The 20,514-nt window shown below is 67.5% G+C and carries 18 protein-coding genes; 12 read left to right on the top strand and 6 right to left on the bottom strand.

The window, feature by feature from the left end:
• Positions 1-14: 14 nt before the first annotated feature.
• The gene (locus OVY01_RS13455; RefSeq protein WP_267848119.1) at positions 15-1,166 is read left to right on the top strand and encodes a DUF748 domain-containing protein; all 1,152 of its coding nucleotides are present in this window, start codon (positions 15-17) and stop codon (positions 1,164-1,166) included.
• 136 nt (positions 1,167-1,302) lie between these two features.
• On the opposite strand, the gene OVY01_RS13450 is transcribed toward OVY01_RS13455, so the two are convergent.
• Together OVY01_RS13450 and OVY01_RS13445 are read right to left on the bottom strand one after the other, a co-directional pair.
• Positions 1,303-3,210: an aminopeptidase P family protein gene (locus OVY01_RS13450; protein WP_267848118.1), complete on the bottom strand. Its 1,908-nt coding sequence runs from the start codon at positions 3,208-3,210 to the stop codon at positions 1,303-1,305.
• On the bottom strand, positions 3,203-3,511 hold the full coding sequence (locus OVY01_RS13445; RefSeq protein ID WP_267848117.1) for a hypothetical protein: 309 nt from the start codon (positions 3,509-3,511) through the stop codon (positions 3,203-3,205). Before OVY01_RS13445 ends, OVY01_RS13450 begins: the two co-directional genes overlap by 8 nt.
• A 223-nt stretch (positions 3,512-3,734) precedes the next feature.
• On the opposite strand from OVY01_RS13445, the gene OVY01_RS13440 reads away from it, so the two are divergent.
• From OVY01_RS13440 to grxD, 5 genes are all read left to right on the top strand, one after another.
• The gene (locus tag OVY01_RS13440) at positions 3,735-4,571 is read left to right on the top strand and encodes a response regulator transcription factor (RefSeq protein ID WP_267848116.1); all 837 of its coding nucleotides are present in this window, start codon (positions 3,735-3,737) and stop codon (positions 4,569-4,571) included.
• Positions 4,572-4,735: 164 nt separating this feature from the next.
• Positions 4,736-6,061: a glutamyl-tRNA reductase gene (hemA, locus tag OVY01_RS13435; RefSeq protein ID WP_267848115.1), complete on the top strand. Its 1,326-nt coding sequence runs from the start codon at positions 4,736-4,738 to the stop codon at positions 6,059-6,061.
• A 185-nt stretch (positions 6,062-6,246) separates the two neighbouring features.
• A complete protein-coding gene (prfA, locus tag OVY01_RS13430; RefSeq protein WP_267848114.1) occupies positions 6,247-7,329 on the top strand; it encodes a peptide chain release factor 1 in 1,083 nt (360 codons plus the stop codon).
• Complete coding sequence (prmC, locus tag OVY01_RS13425; RefSeq protein ID WP_267848113.1) at positions 7,329-8,348, top strand: peptide chain release factor N(5)-glutamine methyltransferase; 1,020 nt, start codon at positions 7,329-7,331, stop codon at positions 8,346-8,348. Before prfA ends, prmC begins: the two co-directional genes overlap by 1 nt.
• A 57-nt stretch (positions 8,349-8,405) precedes the next feature.
• Positions 8,406-8,717, top strand: a complete 312-nt coding sequence (gene grxD, locus OVY01_RS13420; RefSeq protein ID WP_267848112.1) for a Grx4 family monothiol glutaredoxin — start codon at positions 8,406-8,408, stop codon at positions 8,715-8,717.
• A 55-nt stretch (positions 8,718-8,772) separates the two neighbouring features.
• Here the strand turns inward: grxD and OVY01_RS13415 are convergent, their stop codons facing one another.
• Complete coding sequence (locus OVY01_RS13415; RefSeq protein WP_267848111.1) at positions 8,773-9,444, bottom strand: hypothetical protein; 672 nt, start codon at positions 9,442-9,444, stop codon at positions 8,773-8,775.
• A 614-nt stretch (positions 9,445-10,058) separates the two neighbouring features.
• Between OVY01_RS13415 and OVY01_RS13410 the strand changes: the two genes are divergently transcribed.
• Positions 10,059-10,262 carry a cold-shock protein gene (locus OVY01_RS13410; protein ID WP_267848110.1) on the top strand — a complete coding sequence of 68 codons (204 nt, stop codon included), beginning with the start codon at positions 10,059-10,061 and terminating at the stop codon, positions 10,260-10,262.
• Positions 10,263-10,353: 91 nt separating this feature from the next.
• Here OVY01_RS13410 and OVY01_RS13405 read toward each other — a convergent pair whose 3' ends face one another.
• Positions 10,354-11,625: an Hsp70 family protein gene (locus tag OVY01_RS13405; RefSeq protein ID WP_267848109.1), complete on the bottom strand. Its 1,272-nt coding sequence runs from the start codon at positions 11,623-11,625 to the stop codon at positions 10,354-10,356.
• A gap of 324 nt (positions 11,626-11,949) precedes the next feature.
• Here OVY01_RS13405 and OVY01_RS13400 point away from each other — a divergent pair, with 324 nt between their 5' ends.
• Positions 11,950-13,386: an MFS transporter gene (locus tag OVY01_RS13400; RefSeq protein WP_267848275.1), complete on the top strand. Its 1,437-nt coding sequence runs from the start codon at positions 11,950-11,952 to the stop codon at positions 13,384-13,386.
• 43 nt (positions 13,387-13,429) lie between these two features.
• Here the strand turns inward: OVY01_RS13400 and OVY01_RS13395 are convergent, their stop codons facing one another.
• On the bottom strand, positions 13,430-14,860 hold the full coding sequence (locus tag OVY01_RS13395; protein WP_267848108.1) for an MFS transporter: 1,431 nt from the start codon (positions 14,858-14,860) through the stop codon (positions 13,430-13,432).
• Positions 14,861-15,282: 422 nt separating this feature from the next.
• On the opposite strand from OVY01_RS13395, the gene leuA reads away from it, so the two are divergent.
• On the top strand, positions 15,283-16,989 hold the full coding sequence (gene leuA, locus OVY01_RS13390) for a 2-isopropylmalate synthase (RefSeq protein WP_267848107.1): 1,707 nt from the start codon (positions 15,283-15,285) through the stop codon (positions 16,987-16,989).
• Between the two features lie 139 nt (positions 16,990-17,128).
• Here the strand turns inward: leuA and OVY01_RS13385 are convergent, their stop codons facing one another.
• Positions 17,129-17,641 carry a winged helix DNA-binding protein gene (locus tag OVY01_RS13385; RefSeq protein ID WP_267848106.1) on the bottom strand — a complete coding sequence of 171 codons (513 nt, stop codon included), beginning with the start codon at positions 17,639-17,641 and terminating at the stop codon, positions 17,129-17,131.
• 244 nt (positions 17,642-17,885) lie between these two features.
• On the opposite strand from OVY01_RS13385, the gene pxpB reads away from it, so the two are divergent.
• The 3 genes from pxpB to pxpA are packed head-to-tail and all read left to right on the top strand — an operon-like array spanning position 17,886 to position 20,381.
• The gene (gene pxpB, locus OVY01_RS13380; protein ID WP_267848105.1) at positions 17,886-18,542 is read left to right on the top strand and encodes a 5-oxoprolinase subunit PxpB; all 657 of its coding nucleotides are present in this window, start codon (positions 17,886-17,888) and stop codon (positions 18,540-18,542) included.
• Positions 18,539-19,588, top strand: coding sequence for a 5-oxoprolinase subunit C family protein (locus OVY01_RS13375; protein ID WP_267848104.1), 1,050 nt, complete (start codon positions 18,539-18,541; stop codon positions 19,586-19,588). Before pxpB ends, OVY01_RS13375 begins: the two co-directional genes overlap by 4 nt.
• Positions 19,589-19,643: 55 nt before the next feature.
• On the top strand, positions 19,644-20,381 hold the full coding sequence (gene pxpA, locus OVY01_RS13370) for a 5-oxoprolinase subunit PxpA (protein ID WP_267848103.1): 738 nt from the start codon (positions 19,644-19,646) through the stop codon (positions 20,379-20,381).
• The last annotated feature ends 133 nt before the right edge of the window (positions 20,382-20,514 follow it).

Raw genomic sequence — 20,514 nt, 5'->3', positions numbered from 1 at the left:
GTAATCGATCCCGCATGCGGCGCGCACTGACCGTCGCGGCGCTCGCGCTGGCCGTCCTGGCGATGGGCGGAGCACTGACCGCGCACCTCGCGGCGCGCGCGCTGCGCGGCGAGGTGATCCGGCTGCTGGGCCCCACGGGTCACGCCGAGCGCATCGACGTGGGATTCTCGCGCATCACCCTCGATCAGGTGGTCATCGGCGCGCCCGCCGGCTGGCCTGCCCCCTACGCGCTGCGCGCGCAGCGCGTCGTCCTCGAACCGGCGCTCTGGGAACTGCTGTCGCATCGGGTCGCGATCCGACGCGCCGTGCTCGACGGCGCCTATCTGTCGATCGTGCGTTCTCGCGAGCACGGCATCGCCTTGCTGCCCGGCATGCGCGCGGCCTCCGACAACCCGACGAACACGGCACAAGCCACGCATCCGGAAGAAACCGCTGGCAACGCGAACGTGCGCAATGGCGCGCGCACCGCGTCCGCAACGCCCTACAAGGTCGATATCGGCAACATCGTTTTCCATAACGGCGCGCTCGATTTCTTCGACGGCGTAGTCTCCCAGCCCGCGGCGCGGGTGCGCATCGACGCGCTGGACGCCACGCTCGGTCCCCTGCATTTCCCCGAACTCGCCAACGCCACGCAAATCGCACTCGCCGCGCGCATCGTGGGCCCGCAACAAAGCGGCCCCGTGCGCATCGATGGCTGGATCGCCTTCCACGACCAGCGCTCCGACCTCGCCATGCGTTTCTCGCAAGTCGATGTGCAGGCGCTGCGCCCCTACATTCAGAAGGGCCGGGCCGCCTTCATCCAGAGCGGGCTGGTGGGCGTCGACGTGCATTCGCTCGTGCAGTCCCATCAACTGCATGCCGATGGCCGGGTCACGCTCACCCATTTGCAGCTTGCCCCGGCCACCGGCCCCCTCGCGGCGCTGACGACGTTGCCGCGCGATGCCGCCCTTGCCGCCCTGCAGGACCGTCAGGGCAGAATCGCTTTCGACTTTTCCCTGCAAGGCGATCTGTCCGATCCGACATTCTCGCTCGAAGGCGACCTCTCCACCCGCCTCGCCGCCGGCATCGCCAAAGCGCTGGGCGTCGGCGCGGAGGGCATCGCCCGCGGCGTCGGCGATACGTCCCGCGGTCTGGGCGGCGCGCTGCGGGAACTTCTCGGCAAATAAGGGGCGGCGGCCCACGCCACCCAGGCATTGCCGCGATGCGGGTCTCGGCTACCGCACGGTGGCACCGACACATCGGCGCCGAAGAGCGGATGCCGACGAACCGGTAGCAAAACGGGGCCGGGCGCTCGCCAAGCCGCTACAGCGGCTGCGTGCGCGCTTCCAGCCAGACGCGGGCCTCGCCCTCCACCCAGCGCGACAGGCGCGCGCGAACCGTCGCGTGATACGCATTCAACCATTGCCGTTCATGCGGCGTCAGCCGCTCCGCGACGATGCAGCGCGTGTCGATCGGGCACAGGGTCAGCGTCTCGAAATCGAGGAACTCGCCGAAATCGCCGGCGTCCCCGCCCGCGTCCGCCACGCGCCGGTTGACCACCAGATTCTCGATTCGCACGCCCCACTGCCCCGCGCGATAGACCCCCGGCTCGATCGACGTGATCATGCCTTCTTCCATGGCGGTGACCGCGTCGGGCGGTGCGTGATGCGAGATCACCTGCGGGCCTTCATGCACGTTCAGGAAGTAGCCCACGCCATGGCCGGTGCCGTGGCCGTAGTCTAGCCCCTGCGCCCAGAGCGGCGCGCGCGCGATCGCATCGAGCATCGGCGAGCGGATGCCGCGTGGAAAACGCGCCGCCGACAACGCGATCATGCCTTGCAGGACCGTCGTGAAATCGTGCTTTTGCGCGAGCGACGGCGTGCCGACGGGTACCACGCGGGTGATGTCGGTGGTGCCGCCCAGGTACTGGCCGCCCGAGTCGATCAAGAGCAGCCCGTCCCCCGTGATCGCCGCGTGCGCCTCGCGCGTGGCGCGGTAATGGGGCATCGCGCCATTGGCGTTGAACCCGGCGATCGTGCCGAAACTTTCGCTGACGAAATTCGGGCGCCGCGCACGCGTGGCATGCAGTTGCGTATCCACCGACAGCTCGGTCAGATCCGGCGCCCCGGCCGCGAGCTGCGCCTCGAGCCAGACGAAAAACTCGCAGAGCGCGGCTCCGTCCTGCTCCATCGTCTCGCGCACGTTCGCGATCTCGGCGGCGGTCTTGCAGGCCTTGGCGAGCGTCGACGGATTCGGCGCCTGGACGAGTGTCGGCGGGCCATCCGCGACGCCGCCGTGCTCCCCGTCTCCCTGCCCCGCGGCCCTCTGCCCCCCATCCCCGTTTCCGCGCGCGTGCAACGCCCCGACCAGCCCGTGGGTCATCCGTCGTGGGTCCACCAGCAGGCGGGTGCCGGGCGGCAGGGCCGCAAGCGCCGCGGGCACGGTGGCGTAGGCCGCGAGATCGACGCCATCCGCGGCCAGCGCCCGACGTACCGGCGCCGGCACTTTCTCCGCGTCGACGAACAGAGTCGCGCGCTCCGGCCCGACGAGCGCGTGCGCGACGAACACCGGGTTGTAATTCACGTCCGCGCCGCGCAGATTGAACAGCCAGGCGATGTCGTCGAGCGTGGACAACAGATGCTGGTCTGCCGAATGTCCGGCCATCGCGCGGCGGACCGCCGCGAGCTTGTCGGCACGCGCCAGCGGCGCGAAGGGCGCCCCATGCTCGAAGACCGCCTGCACCGGCAAGGGCGGCCGATCGGTCCAGACGGCCGCGGGCAGATCCAGGTCCGTACGCAACGCGATGCCGCGCGCCGTCAGTGCCGCAGCCAGCGCGTCGGCTGCGGCCAGCGCCAGCACCCGGCCATCGACCGCCAGCACCGCGCCAGGCGCCAGATGCGCGACCAGCCAGTCCACATGCGCGGCCGGACTGCCCGGCAGGAGCTTCATCAGTTCGACACCCGTGCCGTCCAGTTCGGCCTCGGCCTGCACCCAATACCGGCTATCGACCCACACGCCGGCGAACGACGCCGTGACCACGAGCGTGCCGACCGAGCCGGTGAAACCCGAGAGCCAGGCACGTGCCTGCCAGTGCAGCGGCGGGTATTCGGACAGGTGCGGATCCGAGGACGGCACGATGCAGGCATCGACACCCGCATCCCGCATGGCCGCGCGCAAGCGTGCGACGCGCGCTGCGTCGTGCGTGGCGGCACGGCTGGCATGTTCATTCATCGGCGTTCCTCATGTTTTTCATCCTGCGTTTTTCGTATGCCGCCGGCCGTGGTGGTGCGCGCATCGCCAGCGCGCCGAACGCCGCGACCGCGGCGATCGCCGCGACGACCGCCGCCAGCCACTCGAGCGACGCGCCGTCGACCAGCACCCCGGTGATGTTGCCGAGCATCTTGACCAGCAGCGCGCACAGGGCGGCGGCGCCGACCCCTACCCAGAAGCGCGGCGCCCGCCATCGCCCTTGCATGACAAGGCCGACGATGCCGACGACGGCTCCCACGAACAACGTTCCCAGCCAACCCATGTGCGACTCCCGCGGCCCGCGCCGTATCGGACACATTATCGTTCAGCCGCACCGATTCGTCTGCCGGGCCGAGGATGCAGCGCCCTCGCTCGGTGACGCGACGGGCCGTCACGGGCCGCCCGCAGCCGCGGGTCCACCGGCGGGCCTCGCGGAATGCCGGGCGAAACCGGTTATGGGACCTGTCTTATGGCATGCGCCGCGTCCCGCCACTACGATCCAGCCCATGCGAATCGCCCTCCTCGACCCCCAGAGTGCCCGCGCGGAGCACTACCGTCAGATGCTCGTCGCGGGCGGCTACCGTTGCCACCCGTTCGCGCGCGTCAAGCCTTTTCTGGTGGCGACGCTGCGCGACACGTTCGATCTCGCGATCGTCGTCGGACCCGCGCGGGAGCCGGCCCTGCGGCAGGCGCTGCTGACGCTCGCGAAGCGCGCGGCCGCGCCTGCCATCCTGATGCTGGCGGCGCACGCCACCGAGGCGGACCTGATCGACCTGCTCGACGCCGGAGCGCACGATTGCCTGACCGAGCCTGCCGGCGAGGCATGGTTGCTGGCCCGCGTGCGCGCGCTCCTGCGGCGCGGTCGAACGGCCCAGCCGCACGCGGGCCTCGACACATGTTTCGACGGCTATCGCTTCGATCCCGTACGCTGCCGCGTCGAGACGCCCGGCGGTGCCGTCACGCTGACGCCCAAGGAGCTGGCCCTCGCGCTGCTGCTGTTCCGCAACCAAGGCCGCGACCTGTCGCGCGCCTATCTGGTGGATGGCGTCTGGGCCCGCGAATCCGGCCCGAGCTCGCGCAGCCTGGACACCCATGTTTCGCGAATCCGGCAAAAATTGTCGCTACATCCGGAGTACGGTTACCAGTTGAGCGCCATTTACAGCCATGGATACCGCCTCGACCAGACCAACCCGGGGACGACCGCGGAGACGGTTCTCAGTCCCAGTCCCAGTCCCAGTCCCGGTCCCGGTCCCAGCCCGGCCAGCTCGCCGCCCCTGGCCGGCACGATCGCATTGCCTCACCCGCCGCGGCCTTGCGCACGGCTGCCGACGGTCGCCGGATAGCCGCTTCGCCGGTGGCCCGGCCCCTTGCGGACACGCGCTTTTTCCCCGTTGTTTCCAGGCATCAATTACGCGCCACCGTCGGCGCGCAGGCCCGCATCGCGCCCCCGACGGTGAGAAATTCGCGGATAGGACTATAATACCGGCCTATCAGCGAGTCGAAAAAAATGCAACTGCTCACGATCGGAATCAACCACCATACTGCGCCCGTGGCGTTACGCGAGCGTGTGGCCTTCCCGCTCGAGCAGATCAAACCGGCGCTGCAAACCTTCAAGTCGATCTGGCTGGGCCGTTCGGGCACCTCGCCCGCCGCCGCCTTGCTGACCACCGCGCCGACCGCCGCGCTGCCCGAGGCGGCGATCCTGTCGACCTGCAATCGCACGGAACTCTACTGCGCGACGAACGACCGCGCGGGACAGGATCTCGCGGTACGCTGGCTGGCCGAATACCATGATGTGCCGGTCGGCGAACTGGCGCCGCATGTCTATGCCCTGCCGCAATCCGAGGCGGTGCGCCACGCGTTTCGCGTCGCCAGCGGACTCGACTCGATGGTGCTCGGCGAAACGCAGATTCTCGGGCAACTGAAAGACGCGGTACGCACCGCTTCCGAGGCCGGCGCGCTCGGCACCTATCTGAATCAATTGTTCCAGCGCACCTTCGCGGTGGCCAAGGAAGTGCGCGGGCAGACCGAGATCGGCGCGCATTCCGTCTCGCTGGCCGCCGCCGCCGTGCGGCTCGCGGAACGGATTTTCGAGAACATCGCCGACCAGCGCGTCCTTTTCATCGGCGCGGGCGAAATGATCGAATTGTGCGCGGCGCATTTCTCGGCTCAGGCGCCGCGCGAGCTGGTGATCGCCAACCGGACGCCGGAGCGCGGCGAACGGCTTGCGCAGCGCTTCGGCGGTCGTGCGATCGGACTGGCGGAACTGCCGGCGCGGCTGCACGAATTCGACATCGTCGTCTCGTGCACCGCGAGCACGCTGCCCATCATCGGTTTGGGCGCGGTCGAACGCGCGATCCGCGCGCGCCGCCGCCGGCCGATCTTCATGGTCGATCTCGCGGTGCCGCGCGATATCGAACCGGAAGTGCAGCAGATGGAAGATGTGTTTCTCTACACGGTCGACGATCTGGGCGCCGTCGTCCGGCAAGGCACCGCCGCGCGGCAGGCGGCCGTGGCGCAAGCCGAGGCGATCATCGAGACGCGGGTCGAGAACTTCATGCAGTGGGTGGAGACGCGCAGCATCGTGCCCGTGATCCGCTCGATCCACACGCAGGCCGATACGATCCGCCGGCTGGAACTCGAACGCGCGCAAAGGATGCTGGCCCGTGGCGACGACCCGGCGGCCGTTCTCGAGGCCCTGTCGCAGTCGCTGACGAAGAAATTCATGCATGGGCCGACCCAGGCGTTGAATCAGGCGAATGGCCCGATGCGCGAACAGCTCGTGCAATTGCTGCCCGATCTCTTCCGCCATACGCCGCCCGCCGAGCGTTAGCGCCCCGGGCCCACGCTCGCCGCGGGCAGCGCATCCCGGAATCGGGCGTCGCGCTGCCGGACCCGGTTCGCGCCACCCTCCCGACACGCCTGTTCCGCAATTCCCGTTTTCTCTCATTCGCCCGACGCCGCACCGCCCTTGCGGGCGCCCCGGTGCCATTCGCAACCGCTTCGAAGACAAGACCGATGAAAGCCAGCATGCAAGGCAAGCTCGACCAGCTTGTGAACCGGCTCGATGAACTGAACCTGCTCCTCTCGAGCGAGGATATCGTCTCCGACATGGGCCAGTATCGCCGACTCAACCGCGAACATGCCGAACTGTCGCCCGTCGTCGAACAATACGGACGCTGGCGCGCCGCCCACGGCGATGAACGCGACGCGCTGGAAATGCTGTCCGACCCGGCGATGAAGGCTTTCGCCGAAGACGAACTGCAGCAGGCGCGCGAACGCATGATCGTGCTGGAACGCGACCTGCAGGCGATGCTGCTGCCCAAGGATCCGAACGACGACCGGAACATCTTCGTCGAAATCCGCGCGGGAACCGGCGGCGACGAAAGCGCGCTGTTCGCCGGCGACCTGCTGCGCATGTATCTGCGCTACGCGGAACGCAAGCAGTGGCAGGTCGAAATGATGTCCGAGAGCGCGTCCGATCTCGGCGGCTACAAGGAAGTCATCGTCCGGCTGATCGGCCAGGGCGCGTTCTCGCATCTGAAATTCGAATCCGGCGGACACCGCGTGCAGCGCGTGCCGGCGACGGAGGCACAGGGCCGCATCCATACGTCCGCCTGCACGGTCGCGGTGATGCCGGAAGCCGACGAGGTCGCCGAGGTCACGATCAATCCGGCCGATCTGCGCATCGACACCTTCCGTGCGTCGGGCGCCGGCGGACAGCACATCAATAAAACCGATTCGGCCGTGCGGGTCACCCACCTGCCGACCGGCATCGTCGTGGAATGCCAGGACGACCGCTCGCAGCACAAGAACAAGGATCGCGCGTTGAAGGTGCTCGCCGCGCGGATCAAGGACAAGCAGGATCAGGCCGCGCACGCGAAGGAAGCCGCCACGCGCAAGAGCCTGATCGGCTCGGGCGACCGGTCCGAGCGCATCCGGACCTACAACTTTCCGCAAGGGCGGATGACCGACCACCGGATCAATCTGACGCTCTACCGGCTCGACGGCATCATGGACGGCGACCTCGACGAAATGATCGGCGCGCTCGCCAGCGAGCATCAGGCGGAACAACTCGCCGCGCTGGGCGAGACCGAGTGATGCCGCCGTTGCGTGCGGGGAACGTCCCCGGGTCCGGATCGGAGCAGGCGGTCGATGCGGGCACGCTGCTGGCCGCGAGTCCGCTCGATGCGCTGGACGCCCGCGTACTGCTCTGTCACGCACTCGGCTGGCGACGCACCGAACTGATCACGCGTGCGCATGTCCCGCTCGACGCCGTGGCCGTCGCCGCGTTTAAACGACTCGAAGCGCGTCGCGCGGCGGGCGAGCCGGTGGCGCAGCTGGTCGGCGCACGGGAATTCTACGGCCGCCGCTTCGCGGTGACGGCGGCAGTCCTGATTCCGCGACCCGATACCGAACTGCTCGTCGAACTCGCGCTGGCCGACATCGACCGGCGCGCCGCCGCCCCGGTGGACGCCCGCGTGCCGCACCGTACGTTACGGATACTGGATCTCGGCACCGGCAGCGGGGCGATCGCCGTGACGATCGCAGCCGAGCGTCCGGCGGTGAGCGTGGTGGCGACGGATCGCTCGGAAGATGCGCTCGCCGTAGCGCGCGCCAATGCCGCCGCCCTGCTGAAAACAGAGCGCGGCCCGACCGAACGCGGCCCGACCGAACGCGGCCCGACCTTACCCCTCGATTTCCTCACGGGCGACTGGTTCGGTGCGCTGGATGACGCGGCACCGCGGAAATTCGATCTGATCGTCAGCAATCCGCCCTACATCGCCGCGACCGACCCCCACCTGGAGAACGGCGACCTGCGCTTCGAGCCGCGCGGCGCCCTGACCGACGAGGGGGATGGCCTGGGCGCGATCCGCGCGATCGCCGCCGGGGCGCCGCGCTGGCTGCTGGCCGGCGGCGCCCTGATGATCGAGCATGGCTACGACCAGGGAGAAGCGGTACGCCGCGTTCTGGTCGAGAATGGCTTGCAGGCCGTGGTGACCGCCCGCGACCTCGGCGACCGGGACCGCGTGACCTGCGGACGGTTCGCGCCGCCCGCATCACCTTGCGACGCACCGCACCGGCAAGACCCTGCCCCGCCCGCGGAGACCCGGACTTGATTTCCTGAATTCCGCTATTATCTGCCCGACTACGCTCCTCTTTTTCAGGTTCCCGCCATGGACACCCAAGCTCGCATCCAGCAACTCGTCACGGACCACCCGGTCGTGCTCTTCATGAAGGGCACCGCCCAGTTCCCGATGTGCGGCTTCTCCGGCCGCGCCATCCAGATCCTGAAGGCATGCGGCGTGGAGAAGCCGTTCACGGTCAATGTTCTCGAGGACGGCGAAATCCGCCAGGGCATCAAGGAATTCTCCTCGTGGCCGACGATTCCGCAGTTGTACGTCAACGGCGAATTCATCGGCGGTTCGGACATCATGACCGAAATGTACCAGTCCGGCGAATTGCAGCAGGTTTTCCAGCCCGCCTGAGCAGGCAGCGGCTGGCGGCGAAACGGACCGCCCCCCGGTCAACGGGACGGCTCGTTCAAAATTTCGTCTGCGGCATGATATCCAACAGCACCGTGCGGTTGGCCGGGGAAGGACGCAGCGGCCCACGCCGTGTCCACGCCGCCGCGGGTGGCCACGGCGCCGTCCCCGCATCCGGCGAAGCCTTGGGGGCAGTGCGCCGGGCGTCTTCCGAGGGCGTGTCCTCGAACTTGGCCGCGATGACCTTCGTCATGTCGTCGCGCGCGCGTCGCGGGCTGGAAACCGCGTCCGCATCGTGCGGCAGCGTGAAGCCGAGCGAACTCCGCTTTGCGCGTTTCGCCTGCATTCGTTGCCAGGCAGGATCCGCGACGATGTCCCGCAGTTCCTTCTCGTCCGCCAGGCCCTCGCGCAATGTCCTGCCCGCGGATGCATGCCAGTGCAGTTGATCTGCGAGGCGCTGGTGACAGGCCTCGGCGTTTTCCTGAGCCGCTTTCCAGACCTCGGTGATCTGGCTGTAGGTCTTGAACACGCCCTTCGTCTCCGCCGTCAGCACGCTTTTCAAGCGCTTTACCAGTTCCGCGCGATCGACCGCGGAGGTATCCCCGTGGGAGCGCTTTTCGTATAGCAGGGCCAGCTCGATGGCATGACGACCATGGCGCCTGACGATCATCGGCGTGCGCACGCCATTGGGCAGTTTCACCCAGAGGCCGGCAACGCGGCCGTCGCCCAAGGACAGCGCACGCTGTAGTTTGGCGAGCCCCGGAGCCGAATCCATGGCGTCCTGGGACGACAGATCGAGAATATCCGTGGAAAATCGCACGCCACCGAACGTTTCGGGCGGCGACGTGACGGGTGCCGTCTCCGGCGCAGTCGCGCGAGGCGGAACGGGCGAGGACCGCGGAGAGGAAGCCGGAGAAGAACGCGGCGACGACTCGCGCGACTCTGCGCGTTCGTACGTGTTCCACGGGGGATGCTTGAATGAGGTAACGGTGACGGGCGGCATGCGTAAACTCCCAGGAAGGCGCGCGACGCGCGCGCATGGTCGAGAGCGTTGGTGGTTCGCATGCGCACCCCGGTTGCCTCAGCCGGGCCGCCCGCGCCTCATGCCGCGGGTCTTACGGGCCGTAATGCCGTTTTGCGCGGCAAACGAACGGGTAGAAGCACAAAAGCGGTTGACGTCCTGAAAATTTAACCGTATAAAGTATTGGCAGGATTTTCAAGCGACGAGTATTTGCCTACACGTAGTCGCCTCAGAACGGTACTCCGGTCGTCATATTTACCTCCTTGATATCATGCAAACCGGGCTTTTCGCCCACTTCAACACAATTTAGTTAGGAACGTATTATGGCAACCGGTACCGTTAAGTGGTTCAACGACGCTAAGGGCTTCGGCTTCATCACCCCGGACGATGGCGGCGAGGACCTCTTCGCGCACTTCTCGGAAATTCGTGCTGACGGCTTCAAGTCGCTGCAGGAAAACCAGAAGGTCAGCTTCGACGTCAAGACCGGTCCGAAGGGCAAGCAAGCTTCGAACATCCAGCCGGTCTGATCGGCAGTTTCGGCAGTGCGCGTCGCGCGCTGCCGAAACGACGAACCGCGCCTCAGCGCGGTTTTTTTTCGTCCGGCTTTTGCGTCGGGCGTCAGCGGAAAATGCGCTCGGCGTAGATGCCCAGCCCCTTCGCCACGCTGGCCAGGGGATCGCCGTGCACGGCGGTGGCGGCCGGAAACGCGGCGCTGATTGCCGTGGACAGGAATTTCAGACCGGTGGAGCCGCCGGTGAAATACAACGCACCCACCTGCTCCGGCCGGATCCCGGCCTGACGCGCGGTATCGAGCGCCGCGGCGACGATGCGCTGCGTTTCCTCGGCCGACGCCTGCGCGAGGCGCTCGCCGTCGAACGGCGTGCACAACGCCTCCTCGATCAGACCAAGGTCGATCGACGTGTCGCCGCCGGCCGACACGGCGATCTTCGCGCCTTCCGAGAGGCCGATCAACGCATGGCCGAGCCGCTGATCGAAGACCCGCTCCAGCCGCGCCGGATAAGCTTCGTCCCGGTAGATATGCCGCATGAGCTTGAATTCCGCGATCCGCCGCGCACCATAGATCGTATTGACCAGGTGCCAGGTGGACAGGTCGAAATAGATCCGGTTCGGAATCTCGCGGCCCTCGACATCGGTCGACCGGTAGCCGAGCTCGCGCATGACGCTCGCGAGCGCCACGCGCTTGTCGATATCGGTCCCGGCGACATGCACGCCGTGATGCCCGAGCACGTCGTCGCGCCGGTCGAGCCGCGCCGCCCGCCCGGGACCGACGCGCACCAGCGAAAAGTCCGAGGTGCCGCCGCCGATGTCGACCACCAGCACGATCTGCTCGTCGCTCAGACCCGACTCGTAATCGAACGCCGCGGCAATCGGTTCGTACTGGAACACGACATCGCGCAGCCCGACCGAGCGCGCCGCGGCTTCCAGCTGTGCCTGCGCTTCGGCGTCGGCCTGCGGATCGTCGTCGACGAAGAACACCGGCCGGCCCATGACGGCCTGCGTGACGGGCGCGCCACTGGTGCGCCGCGCGGTCTGCAACAGGTGATCGAGGAACAGCGCGATGATGTCGAGAAACGGCAGCGCGGAGCCGTCGCCCAGTTCGGTGACGCCCAGCGCCAGCGGCGAACCCAGGATGCTCTTCAGCGAACGCATCAGACGGCCTTCATAGCCGTCGATGTACTCCGCGATGGCGGCCCGGCCGAACGCGCGCGTGTGCTCATCCGCATTGAAGAACACGGCGGTCGGCAAGGTGGGTTGCGCTCCCTCGAGCGCGATGAGTCGCGAGCCGCCGGCCGGCGCCGCGGCCGAGGGCGGCGTCGGCAACGCGAGCGCGGAATTGGAAGTGCCGAAATCGATAGCGCAAAAAGTCATGATCCTTCAGTCTGCTCGAGTACCCGGCGATCTGTGCACGAGAAGCCGCACAAGGGAATCAGCGTTTTTAGCACAATGAGCCGACGCGGGCAATCGCGCGTGCCGCGCGCGCGACGATACACGCGACGCGATGCGGGCCCTGGCCGAACGGTTCGCGCAACGAATCGTGAAATACGCTAGGCTCAGGAAAACCCGAGCGGTCCACACGGCGGTCGCGCCGTCCCGTTCGGCCCGACACCCCGTGACACGCTCGTCCAAAGCCTGGAGCGAAAGATCGCACCCTCGCCTGTCCCGCGCGCGCGTCCGCGCGCCGCTTCGCACCCTATCCGGGGAGACCGGATCACGACCGATCTCCCGGGCCGCCTCGACCGCCTGCCCTGGAGCCGCTTCCATGCCCTGGTGGTGGTGTCGCTCGGCATCACCTGGTTGCTCGACGGCCTGGAGGTCACGCTGGCGGGCGCCGTGGCAGGCTCGCTGAAATCGGCGGCGTCGCTGCATTTCGACAACGCCGATATCGGCATCGTCAGCAGCGCCTATCTTGCCGGCGCGGTGCTGGGGGCGCTGCTCTTCGGCTGGCTGACCGACCGGATCGGCCGGCGCAAGCTGTTCTTTGCGACCTTGCTGCTATACGTGGGCGCGACGCTCGCCACGGCGTTTTCATGGAATCTCGCGAGTTTCGTCCTGTTCCGTTTTCTTACGGGAGCGGGCATCGGCGGCGAGTATACGGCGGTCAATTCGACCATCCAGGAACTGACGCCGGCACGGGTGCGCGGCTGGACCGATCTGGTCATCAACGGCAGCTTCTGGCTGGGTGCGGGCGTGGGCGCGGCGGGCTCGATCGTCCTGCTCGACCCCGCGGTGCTGAGCGTCGATACGGGCTGGCGCGTGTGTTTCCTGATCGGTGGCGTGCTTGGCCTGGGCATTCTGTTCCTGCGCCGCCACCTGCCGGAAAGCCCGCGCTGGCTGATCACGCACGGACGCGTCGACGAGGCGCGCGAGATCGTCGAATCGATCGAGGCACGGGTGCGCGGCGAAGGGCTCGCCATGGCGGACGATGCCGCGCTGCCGCAATTGCACCTGCGCATGCGCGATCACACGCCGCTGCGCGAGGTGTGGCACACGATCTTCACCGTGCACCGCCAGCGCGCGGTGGTGGGACTGGCGCTTATGGCCGCGCAGGCGTTCTTCTACAATGCGATCTTCTTCACCTACGCGCTGGTGCTGACGGATTTCTATCGGGTGCCGTCCGCCCATGTCGGCTGGTACCTGTTGCCGTTCGCGCTGGGAAATTTTCTCGGACCCGTCTGTCTCGGCCGTCTGTTCGACGTCGTCGGGCGCCGTCCGATGATCGCCTCGACCTATGCCGCCTCGGGCATCCTGCTGACCCTTTCCGGCTATCTGTTCTATATCGGCGTGCTCGACGCGCGCACGCAGACGATCGCGTGGATGGTGATCTTCTTCTTCGCCTCGTCGGCCGCCAGCGCCGCCTACCTCACGGTCAGCGAGACCTTCCCGCTGGAGATCCGGGCGCTCGCGATCGCGGCGTTCTACGCGATCGGCACCGGCCTGGGGGGCGTGGCGGGGCCGGCGTTGTTCGGCTGGCTGATCGACAGCCACCGGCGCGGCAATGTCTACGCGGGCTACCTGTTCGGTTCGTTGCTGATGGTCGCCGCCGCCGCGATCCACTGGCGCTGGGGCATCGCCGCCGAGGGACGCTCGCTCGAATCGGTGGCCGCGCCGTTGTCGTCCAGCGACGACTAGCGCGCGGCCGGCACGGGTGCCGAAGCGGGTGCCGGCGCGGTGCTCACTCCCGCGCCGGTCGCAGTCGCCCGGCATGGCCGACGCAGGCCGCTGCGACCGTGGCCAGCAGAACGCTGACCAGCAGCAGACCGATCGAGGCCTGGCGCAGGCCGATGCGATCGGCGCAAAACCCGATCAGGACCGGCCCCAGCATGGCCCCCGCGTAACCGATGGTCATCGCCACGGCAATCGCGCTGGCCGGATGCTTGCCCAGTCGGCCGACCGTGCTCAGCACCACGGGCAGGATGTTGCCGATGCCCAGGCCCACCAGAGCGAAACCCACGCAGGCCGTCAGGACGCCGGGATAGGACAGCAGCAGGATATAGCCGGCGACGGCGGTGAGCGCGCCCAGGCGCACCGTGCGCATCGGCCCCATGCCGGCGACGACGCGGTCGCCGCACAGGCGGCTGACGGCCATCGCCACGGAAAAACAACCGAACCCGAGGGTCGCCGCCGCGTCGCCGGCCCCCACCACCAGACTCAGGTAGAGGCCACTCCAGTCCCCCACCGCCCCCTGCAGCACCATCGCCAGCGCGGTCGAGAGGCCCAGCATCAACGAGGTGAACCATAGCCCCATCCAGCGAATCCACGCACCGGACGGCCCGGCGGCGCGATCCGCGCCCGCGTTCGTGCCGTCGACGGCAACCGCCGACGGCACCGCCTGCGGCGAACCCGTGCGCGAACCCGTCTCGCACGCGGCATCGGCAGCATCGGCAGCATCGGCAGCATCCGCGACAGCCGGCCGCGGCGGCTTCGGGTCCGCCCGACGGGCCGCGTTCGCGGCCCCGGCCGATGCGCCATTCACCCCCACTTTCCATGCAAGCGCGAGCAGCAGCATCGCCACGGCCGCGGGCGCCAGCAGGCCCGCGCGCGCGGAGCCGCCCAGCGCCGCCATCAGCCCGCCAACCGCCGTGCCCAGCAACGCGCCGCAACTGTTCGCGGCGAAAAAGGACGACATGACGGGACGGCCCATGCGCCGTTCGATCCCGGCGCCGTGCGCATTCATCGAAACTTCCAGCGCGCCGACCGCGAAACCCAGCGCGAGCAAGGCGGCGATCAGCCAGACATGGCTCGTGGCGAATGCCGGCCCGAGCAGCGCCACCAGGAAACACGCCGCCGCTCCCAGCGTGGCAGCGCCGCTGCTCACGCGTTTGGCGAGTTGACTCATCAGCAGCGTTGCCATCAGCGCGCCCCCGCCGAAGCCCGGCAACGCAATACCCAATTCGGTGGTCGACAGTTGCAGGGCCTGGCGCACGCGGGGAATATCGGCAATCCAGCCGCCGGTGCCCACGCCGGCCCCCATGAACACCAGCAAGGTGCCGATCCGCTCGCGTGGAAAGTCCCGCGCCCCCGCGCGTACCGCCGCCGCACCCCGGCGCATCCAGCCGGTCGGCCCGCCCTTGTCCCCGCCCGCCGCGCATTGCGTTGTCGTCATCTCCCGCTCCTGTTGGATCCGCAGCCGGCATGGTCGGCGCAACGGGTCGCGGGCATGTCGCGTTGCCTTCGCGGAGGTCCAGTGCAACGAAAGAGGGTTGACAGGAATGCGCTTTTCTCCCCATACTTTCGCCATGTCTGCTTACAAGACCTCTCACCTCCACGCATCGCTACTAGCCCTATCGTCCGGGCTAGGCCTACTATCGCGAATCTGAAGTCGTAATTCGCGTCGCCTTCGCCCCGCATTTGGCTGCACCGCGCCTTGACCCTCATTGCGCCGACCAGCCGGTTTCTCCCCCTGAATTCCCGTAGATTTGTGTTGGTCCGCAGCGCCGTAACGTGGTCTCACGCCCTGTTCGCGCCGTCGTCGGCCCCGCCCGGATCACGCCCTTCGTCCACTTTAGTCGCCACGCGAGAACCGCCATGTTGAAGAACCCGTCGAGCAAATACCGTCCCGTCGCCCCGGTCGATCTCCCCGACCGTGCCTGGCCCACGAAGACCCTCACCCATCCGCCGATCTGGATGAGCACGGATCTGCGCGACGGCAACCAGTCCCTGTTCGAGCCGATGGATGCCGAACGCAAGATGCGCATGTTCAAGACCCTGGTGCAGATCGGCCTGAAGGAAATCGAAGTCGCTTTTCCGTCGGCCTCGCAGACCGACTTCGATTTCGTCCGCGGTTTGGTGGAAAACGGCCATATTCCCGACGACGTGACCATCGAGGTTCTGACGCAATCGCGCGAGGATCTGATCCGGCGCACGATGGAATCCGTGCAGGGTGCGAAGAAAGCGATCGTTCATCTCTACAACGCGACCGCGCCGGCCTGGCGCAGGATCGTCTTCAATACCGACAAGGACAGCGTCAAGGCGCTCGCGGTCAAGGGTACGCGGATGATCCGGGAGATCGCCGAGCGCCATCCCGAGACCGAATGGACGTTCCAGTACAGCCCTGAATGCTTCACCGCGACCGAACTCGATTTCGCCAAGGAAGTCTGCGACGCGGTCAGCGCCGCCTGGGGACCGACGCCCGAGCGCAAGATGATCTTCAATCTGCCGGCCACCGTCGAAGTCGGCACGCCGAACCACTATGCCGACCAGATCGAATGGATGCACCGCCACCTGGAACGGCGCGACAGCATCGTGATCAGCGTGCATCCGCACAATGACCGCGGTACCGCGGTGGCGGCGGCCGAACTCGCGGTGCTGGCCGGCGCCGACCGCGTCGAGGGCTGCCTGTTCGGCAATGGCGAGCGTACCGGCAATGTCGACCTCGTGACGCTGGCGCTCAATCTGTACTCGCAGGGCGTCGATCCGCAACTCGACTTCTCCAAGATCAACGAGATCGCGCGTACCGTGGAGGAGTGCAACCAGTTGCCGATCCACCCGCGTCATCCCTATGTGGGCGACCTCGTCTTCACCGCCTTTTCGGGCTCGCATCAGGACGCGATCAAGAAAGGCTTCGCGGTGCAGCAGGCCGATGCCCTCTGGGAAGTGCCCTATCTGCCGATCGATCCGAGCGATATCGGCCGCACCTACGATTCGATCATTCGCGTGAACAGCCAGTCGGGCAAGGGCGGCATCGCCTATCTGCTGGAGCAGGGCTATGGGTTGGCGATGCCGCGCCGCCTGCAGGTGGAATTCAGCGGCGCGGTGCAGAAGATCACCGACGACACCGGCAGCGAGGTCAGCGCGGCGAGCCTGTGGGAGCTGTTCAACGACGAGTACACGCGCGTGACCGAGCCGATCGAGTACGTGAAGCACCATCTCGCGGAACAAGGCGATCGCGAATCGATCGCCCTGACCGTGCGCATCCATGGCGAGCAGCGCGTGCTGCGCGGTGAAGGCAACGGCCCGCTCGACGCGCTGATGCAGGCGTTGCGCGTGCCGGTACGGATCCAGCATTACGAGGAGCGGGCCACCGGACAAGGCGCCGACGCCACCGCGGTGGCTTTCGCCGAAATGGCCACCGACGCCCTGCCGGGCACCGTCTTCGGCGTCGGCATCCATCCGAACCTGGTGACCGCGTCGATTCGCTCGGCCATCAGCGGCATCAACCGGGTGCATGCCCGTATCGACGTGAACGCGCAGGCAAGCTTCTTCGCCGCGCTCGCGGTCGAAACCGAGGCCTGAAGCCAGCCGATGATCGCCTAACCCCGATCACCGCAGGACCGAAGCGATGCCCGCATGACGATGCGGACATCGCTTTTTTCTTTGATGCCCTCGTTCGCGCCATCCGCCGGCGCGAAGAAAATCGCGACGGCGCGACGCGTCAGAGCGACGCGGCCACCCGCGCGGCGGTATCGTAAAGACCCGAGACGTTGCGCAGCAGTTGCGCGGCGTCGCCGATCTGCTGATTCGTCAGGCCCGCGTCCGCCAGCGTCGACATGAGGCAGCTTTCCCGAACCTCGCGATACCGCGCACAGAGCGTGCGGCCCTGTTCCGAGGCTGCGAACAATACCTCCTTGCCGGCTTTTTCGGTCACGAGATAGCCGCGGCTGACCAGTTTCTTCAAGCTGTAGCTGGCGATATGCGTGTCCTCGATGTTCAGCACGAAACAGATGTCGGCCAGTTTCTTCTTGCGCTGCCGATGATTGACGTGGTGCAGCAGCGATACCTCCATGGGCGTCATGTCGTCGACGCCGGCGGCGGCCATGCAGCGGGTCATCCATTTGTTGAAGGCGTTGCCGGCCATGATCAGGCCATATTCGAGCTCGGACAACTCGGCGCTGACCCCGGACAGCAGATGGGATGAAGAGACGATCGGGACGGGCAATGTCGACATGGCAGGCAGGCTCGTTGGTGACACGGACGTAGCGGACGGAAAAGTATAACGACAGACATGCCGATCGAACGATCGTACGATCGTCGCCGGAAATTAATTTTATTTATAATTTATCTATAATTTATGTACAACGTAAAATGGTCCCGCTACCGTCGCCGTCGTTGCAATGGCGGCGTGCCGCGCGTCCACGTCACGCCGCTTTCACGTTGCCCGTCCTCTCTGCGTTCATCAAGGTTTCCGAGCCATGTCGCGTCCCACGATCCAGCCGCTTGGCGATAGTGCCTTTTTCGTCGCCGCACCCGCGCCCGCGACGCTGGCATGCCAGTCCCGCGTGTGGAAAGTCGCCGAACGGGCCCGCCACTGGCCCCATATCGTCGATGTGGTGCCGGGCATGAACAATCTGACGATCGTTTTCGATCCGCTGGCGGCCGATGCCCCCGCGCTCGCCCGCCAGCTCGAACAGGCATGGAGCGAAACGTCGAAACCCGCCGCCGACACGGGCCGGATCGTCGACGTGCCCGTGCACTATGGCGGCGCCCACGGGCCGGACCTGCCGGAAATCGCCCGGCATGCCGGCATGCCGACGGAAGACGTCGCCGCGCTGCATGCCGCGGGCCGCTACACGGTGTACTTCCTGGGATTTCAACCGGGTTTCGCCTATCTGGGCGGACTCGACCCGCGTCTGCACACGCCGCGCCGCGCGACCCCGCGCCTGCAGGTCGCGGCGGGCTCGGTCGGCATCGGTGGCGAGCAAACCGGCATCTATCCGGCGGCGTCGCCGGGCGGCTGGCAATTGCTGGGGCGTTCGGACCTCGTTTTCTTCGACCCGCAACGAGAATCGCCATGTCTGATGCAACCGGGCGATCAGGTGCGCTTCACGATCGCGAGCGTGACGGCATGATCGACATCCTCCGCGCGGGACTCTTCAGCTCGGTCCAGGATCTGGGCCGCACCGGACACCGGCATGACGGCGTGGGACAAAGCGGCGCGCTCGACACGCTGGCGCTACGCGTCGCGAATCGCCTGGTCGGCAATCCGGAAACCGCGGCGGGCATCGAGTTCACCGTCGGGCAACCGGTGCAGTTGCGTTTCGCCACGGCGACCCGCATCGCCCTGACGGGCGCGGACTGCGCGGCCACGCTCGACGGCCACCCGATTCATGCATGGTGGAGCCAGCCGGTGGCGGCCGGTCAGGTGCTGTCGCTGGGCGTGCCGTCGCGCGGCATGCGCGCCTATCTCGGCGTGGCCGGCGGCATCGGCGTCCCGCTCGTGCTCGGTTCGCGCAGCACCGACCTGAAGTCCGGCTTCGGCGGCCACGACGGGCGCGCGCTGCGCGATGGCGACCGCCTGCCGCTGGACGGCGCCACCGCGCCCGCGGCCGCCGCGGCCGTACCGGCCGATGCCTTGCCTTTCGGCGTCAAGCCGCCGAACTGGTGTCGTTTCGCCCAGGTGCGGCCCGCGCTGCGCGTCTCGCGCGACTATCCGCGTTCCGGCGCCGAGGCGCAGTGGGTCCGGATGCTGCGCGGCCCCGAATACGCAAGCTTCGGCCCTGCCGCGCACGACGCGCTGTGGAACGCCGAATGGACGGTGACACCCGCCAGCAACCGCATGGGTTACCGGCTCGGCGGCCCGGCGCTGACGCGCAAAAGCGGTGGCGAACTGCTCTCCCATGCGGTCCTGCCGGGTACCCTCCAGGTGCCGCCAGGCGGTCAGCCCATCCTGCTGATGGGCGATGCGCAGACCGCCGGCGGCTATCCGAAGCTGGCGCTGGTGATTACCGCCGACCTCTGGCAACTTGCGCAGACACGGTTGAACGCGCCAGTGCGCTTCGTCGAGTGCTCGCACGCCGACGCGCGCCAGGCCTTGCTGGATATCGAAACGTATTTTCACCAACTGGAATTGGCGATCCGGCTGCAGCGCGAACGCCGCCTGCGGTCGGCCGCCTAGATCCGCACGCGCGAGCGGTACACCGCCGCCGCGCGTGTCGACTCGATGGAGCATCATGGAAATCGATCTGAACGCCGATCTGGGCGAAGGCTGCACCACCGACGAAGCATTGCTCGATCTGGTCAGCTCGGCGAATATCGCCTGTGGCTGGCATGCGGGTGGCGCCGATGCGATGCGCGACTGCGCGCGCTGGGCCGTGGCGCGGGGCGTGTCGATCGGCGCGCATCCGAGCTTTCTGGACCGGGAAAACTTCGGCCGCGCGGAAATGCATCTGACGCCCGACGAGGTGCATGCCGGCATGCTCTATCAACTGGGCGCGCTGGCGGCCATCGTCCACGCCGCCGGCGGGCGCATCGCGCATGTCAAACCGCACGGGGCGCTATACAACCAGGCGGCGCGGGATCCGGTTCTGGCGGACGCGATCGTGCGCGCCGTCGCCGCGTTCGATCCGTCGCTCACGGTCTTCGGTCTTGCCGGCGGCGAACTCGTCGCCGCCGCGCAGCGTGCCGGTCTGACGGTCGTCGAGGAGGCGTTCGCCGATCGCGGCTATCGCGCCGACGGCTCGCTGGTGCCGCGCGATGCGCCCGGCGCGCTGATCCACGACGAGGAGGCGATGATCGAGCGCATTCTGGTAATGATCCACGAAAAACGCGTGCGTACCGTGGAAGGCGACTGGTGCGCGGTGAACGCGCAGACATTCTGTCTGCACGGTGACGGCCCGCATGCGCTGGCCTTCGCCCGCCGCATCCGCGCAACGCTGGAAGCCCGTCACATCCGCGTTCGCGCCGGCTGACGGGCGCGTGGGCGCCGCATGGCGGCACCCACGCGATTTTTGACCGGGTACCGTTTGCATTTCCGTCGGCGCCTTGCCTTGCTCCGTTGTACCTTGCCTGCCGTTCCCCCTGGTCCTTCAATTTGGAGTACTT

Source organism: Robbsia betulipollinis (assembly GCF_026624755.1).
In the GTDB taxonomy this organism is placed as follows: Bacteria; Pseudomonadota; Gammaproteobacteria; order Burkholderiales; family Burkholderiaceae; genus Robbsia; species Robbsia betulipollinis.
The sequence above is the reverse complement of the archived record's forward strand: the minus strand, read 5'-3'. Positions and strand labels throughout refer to the sequence as shown.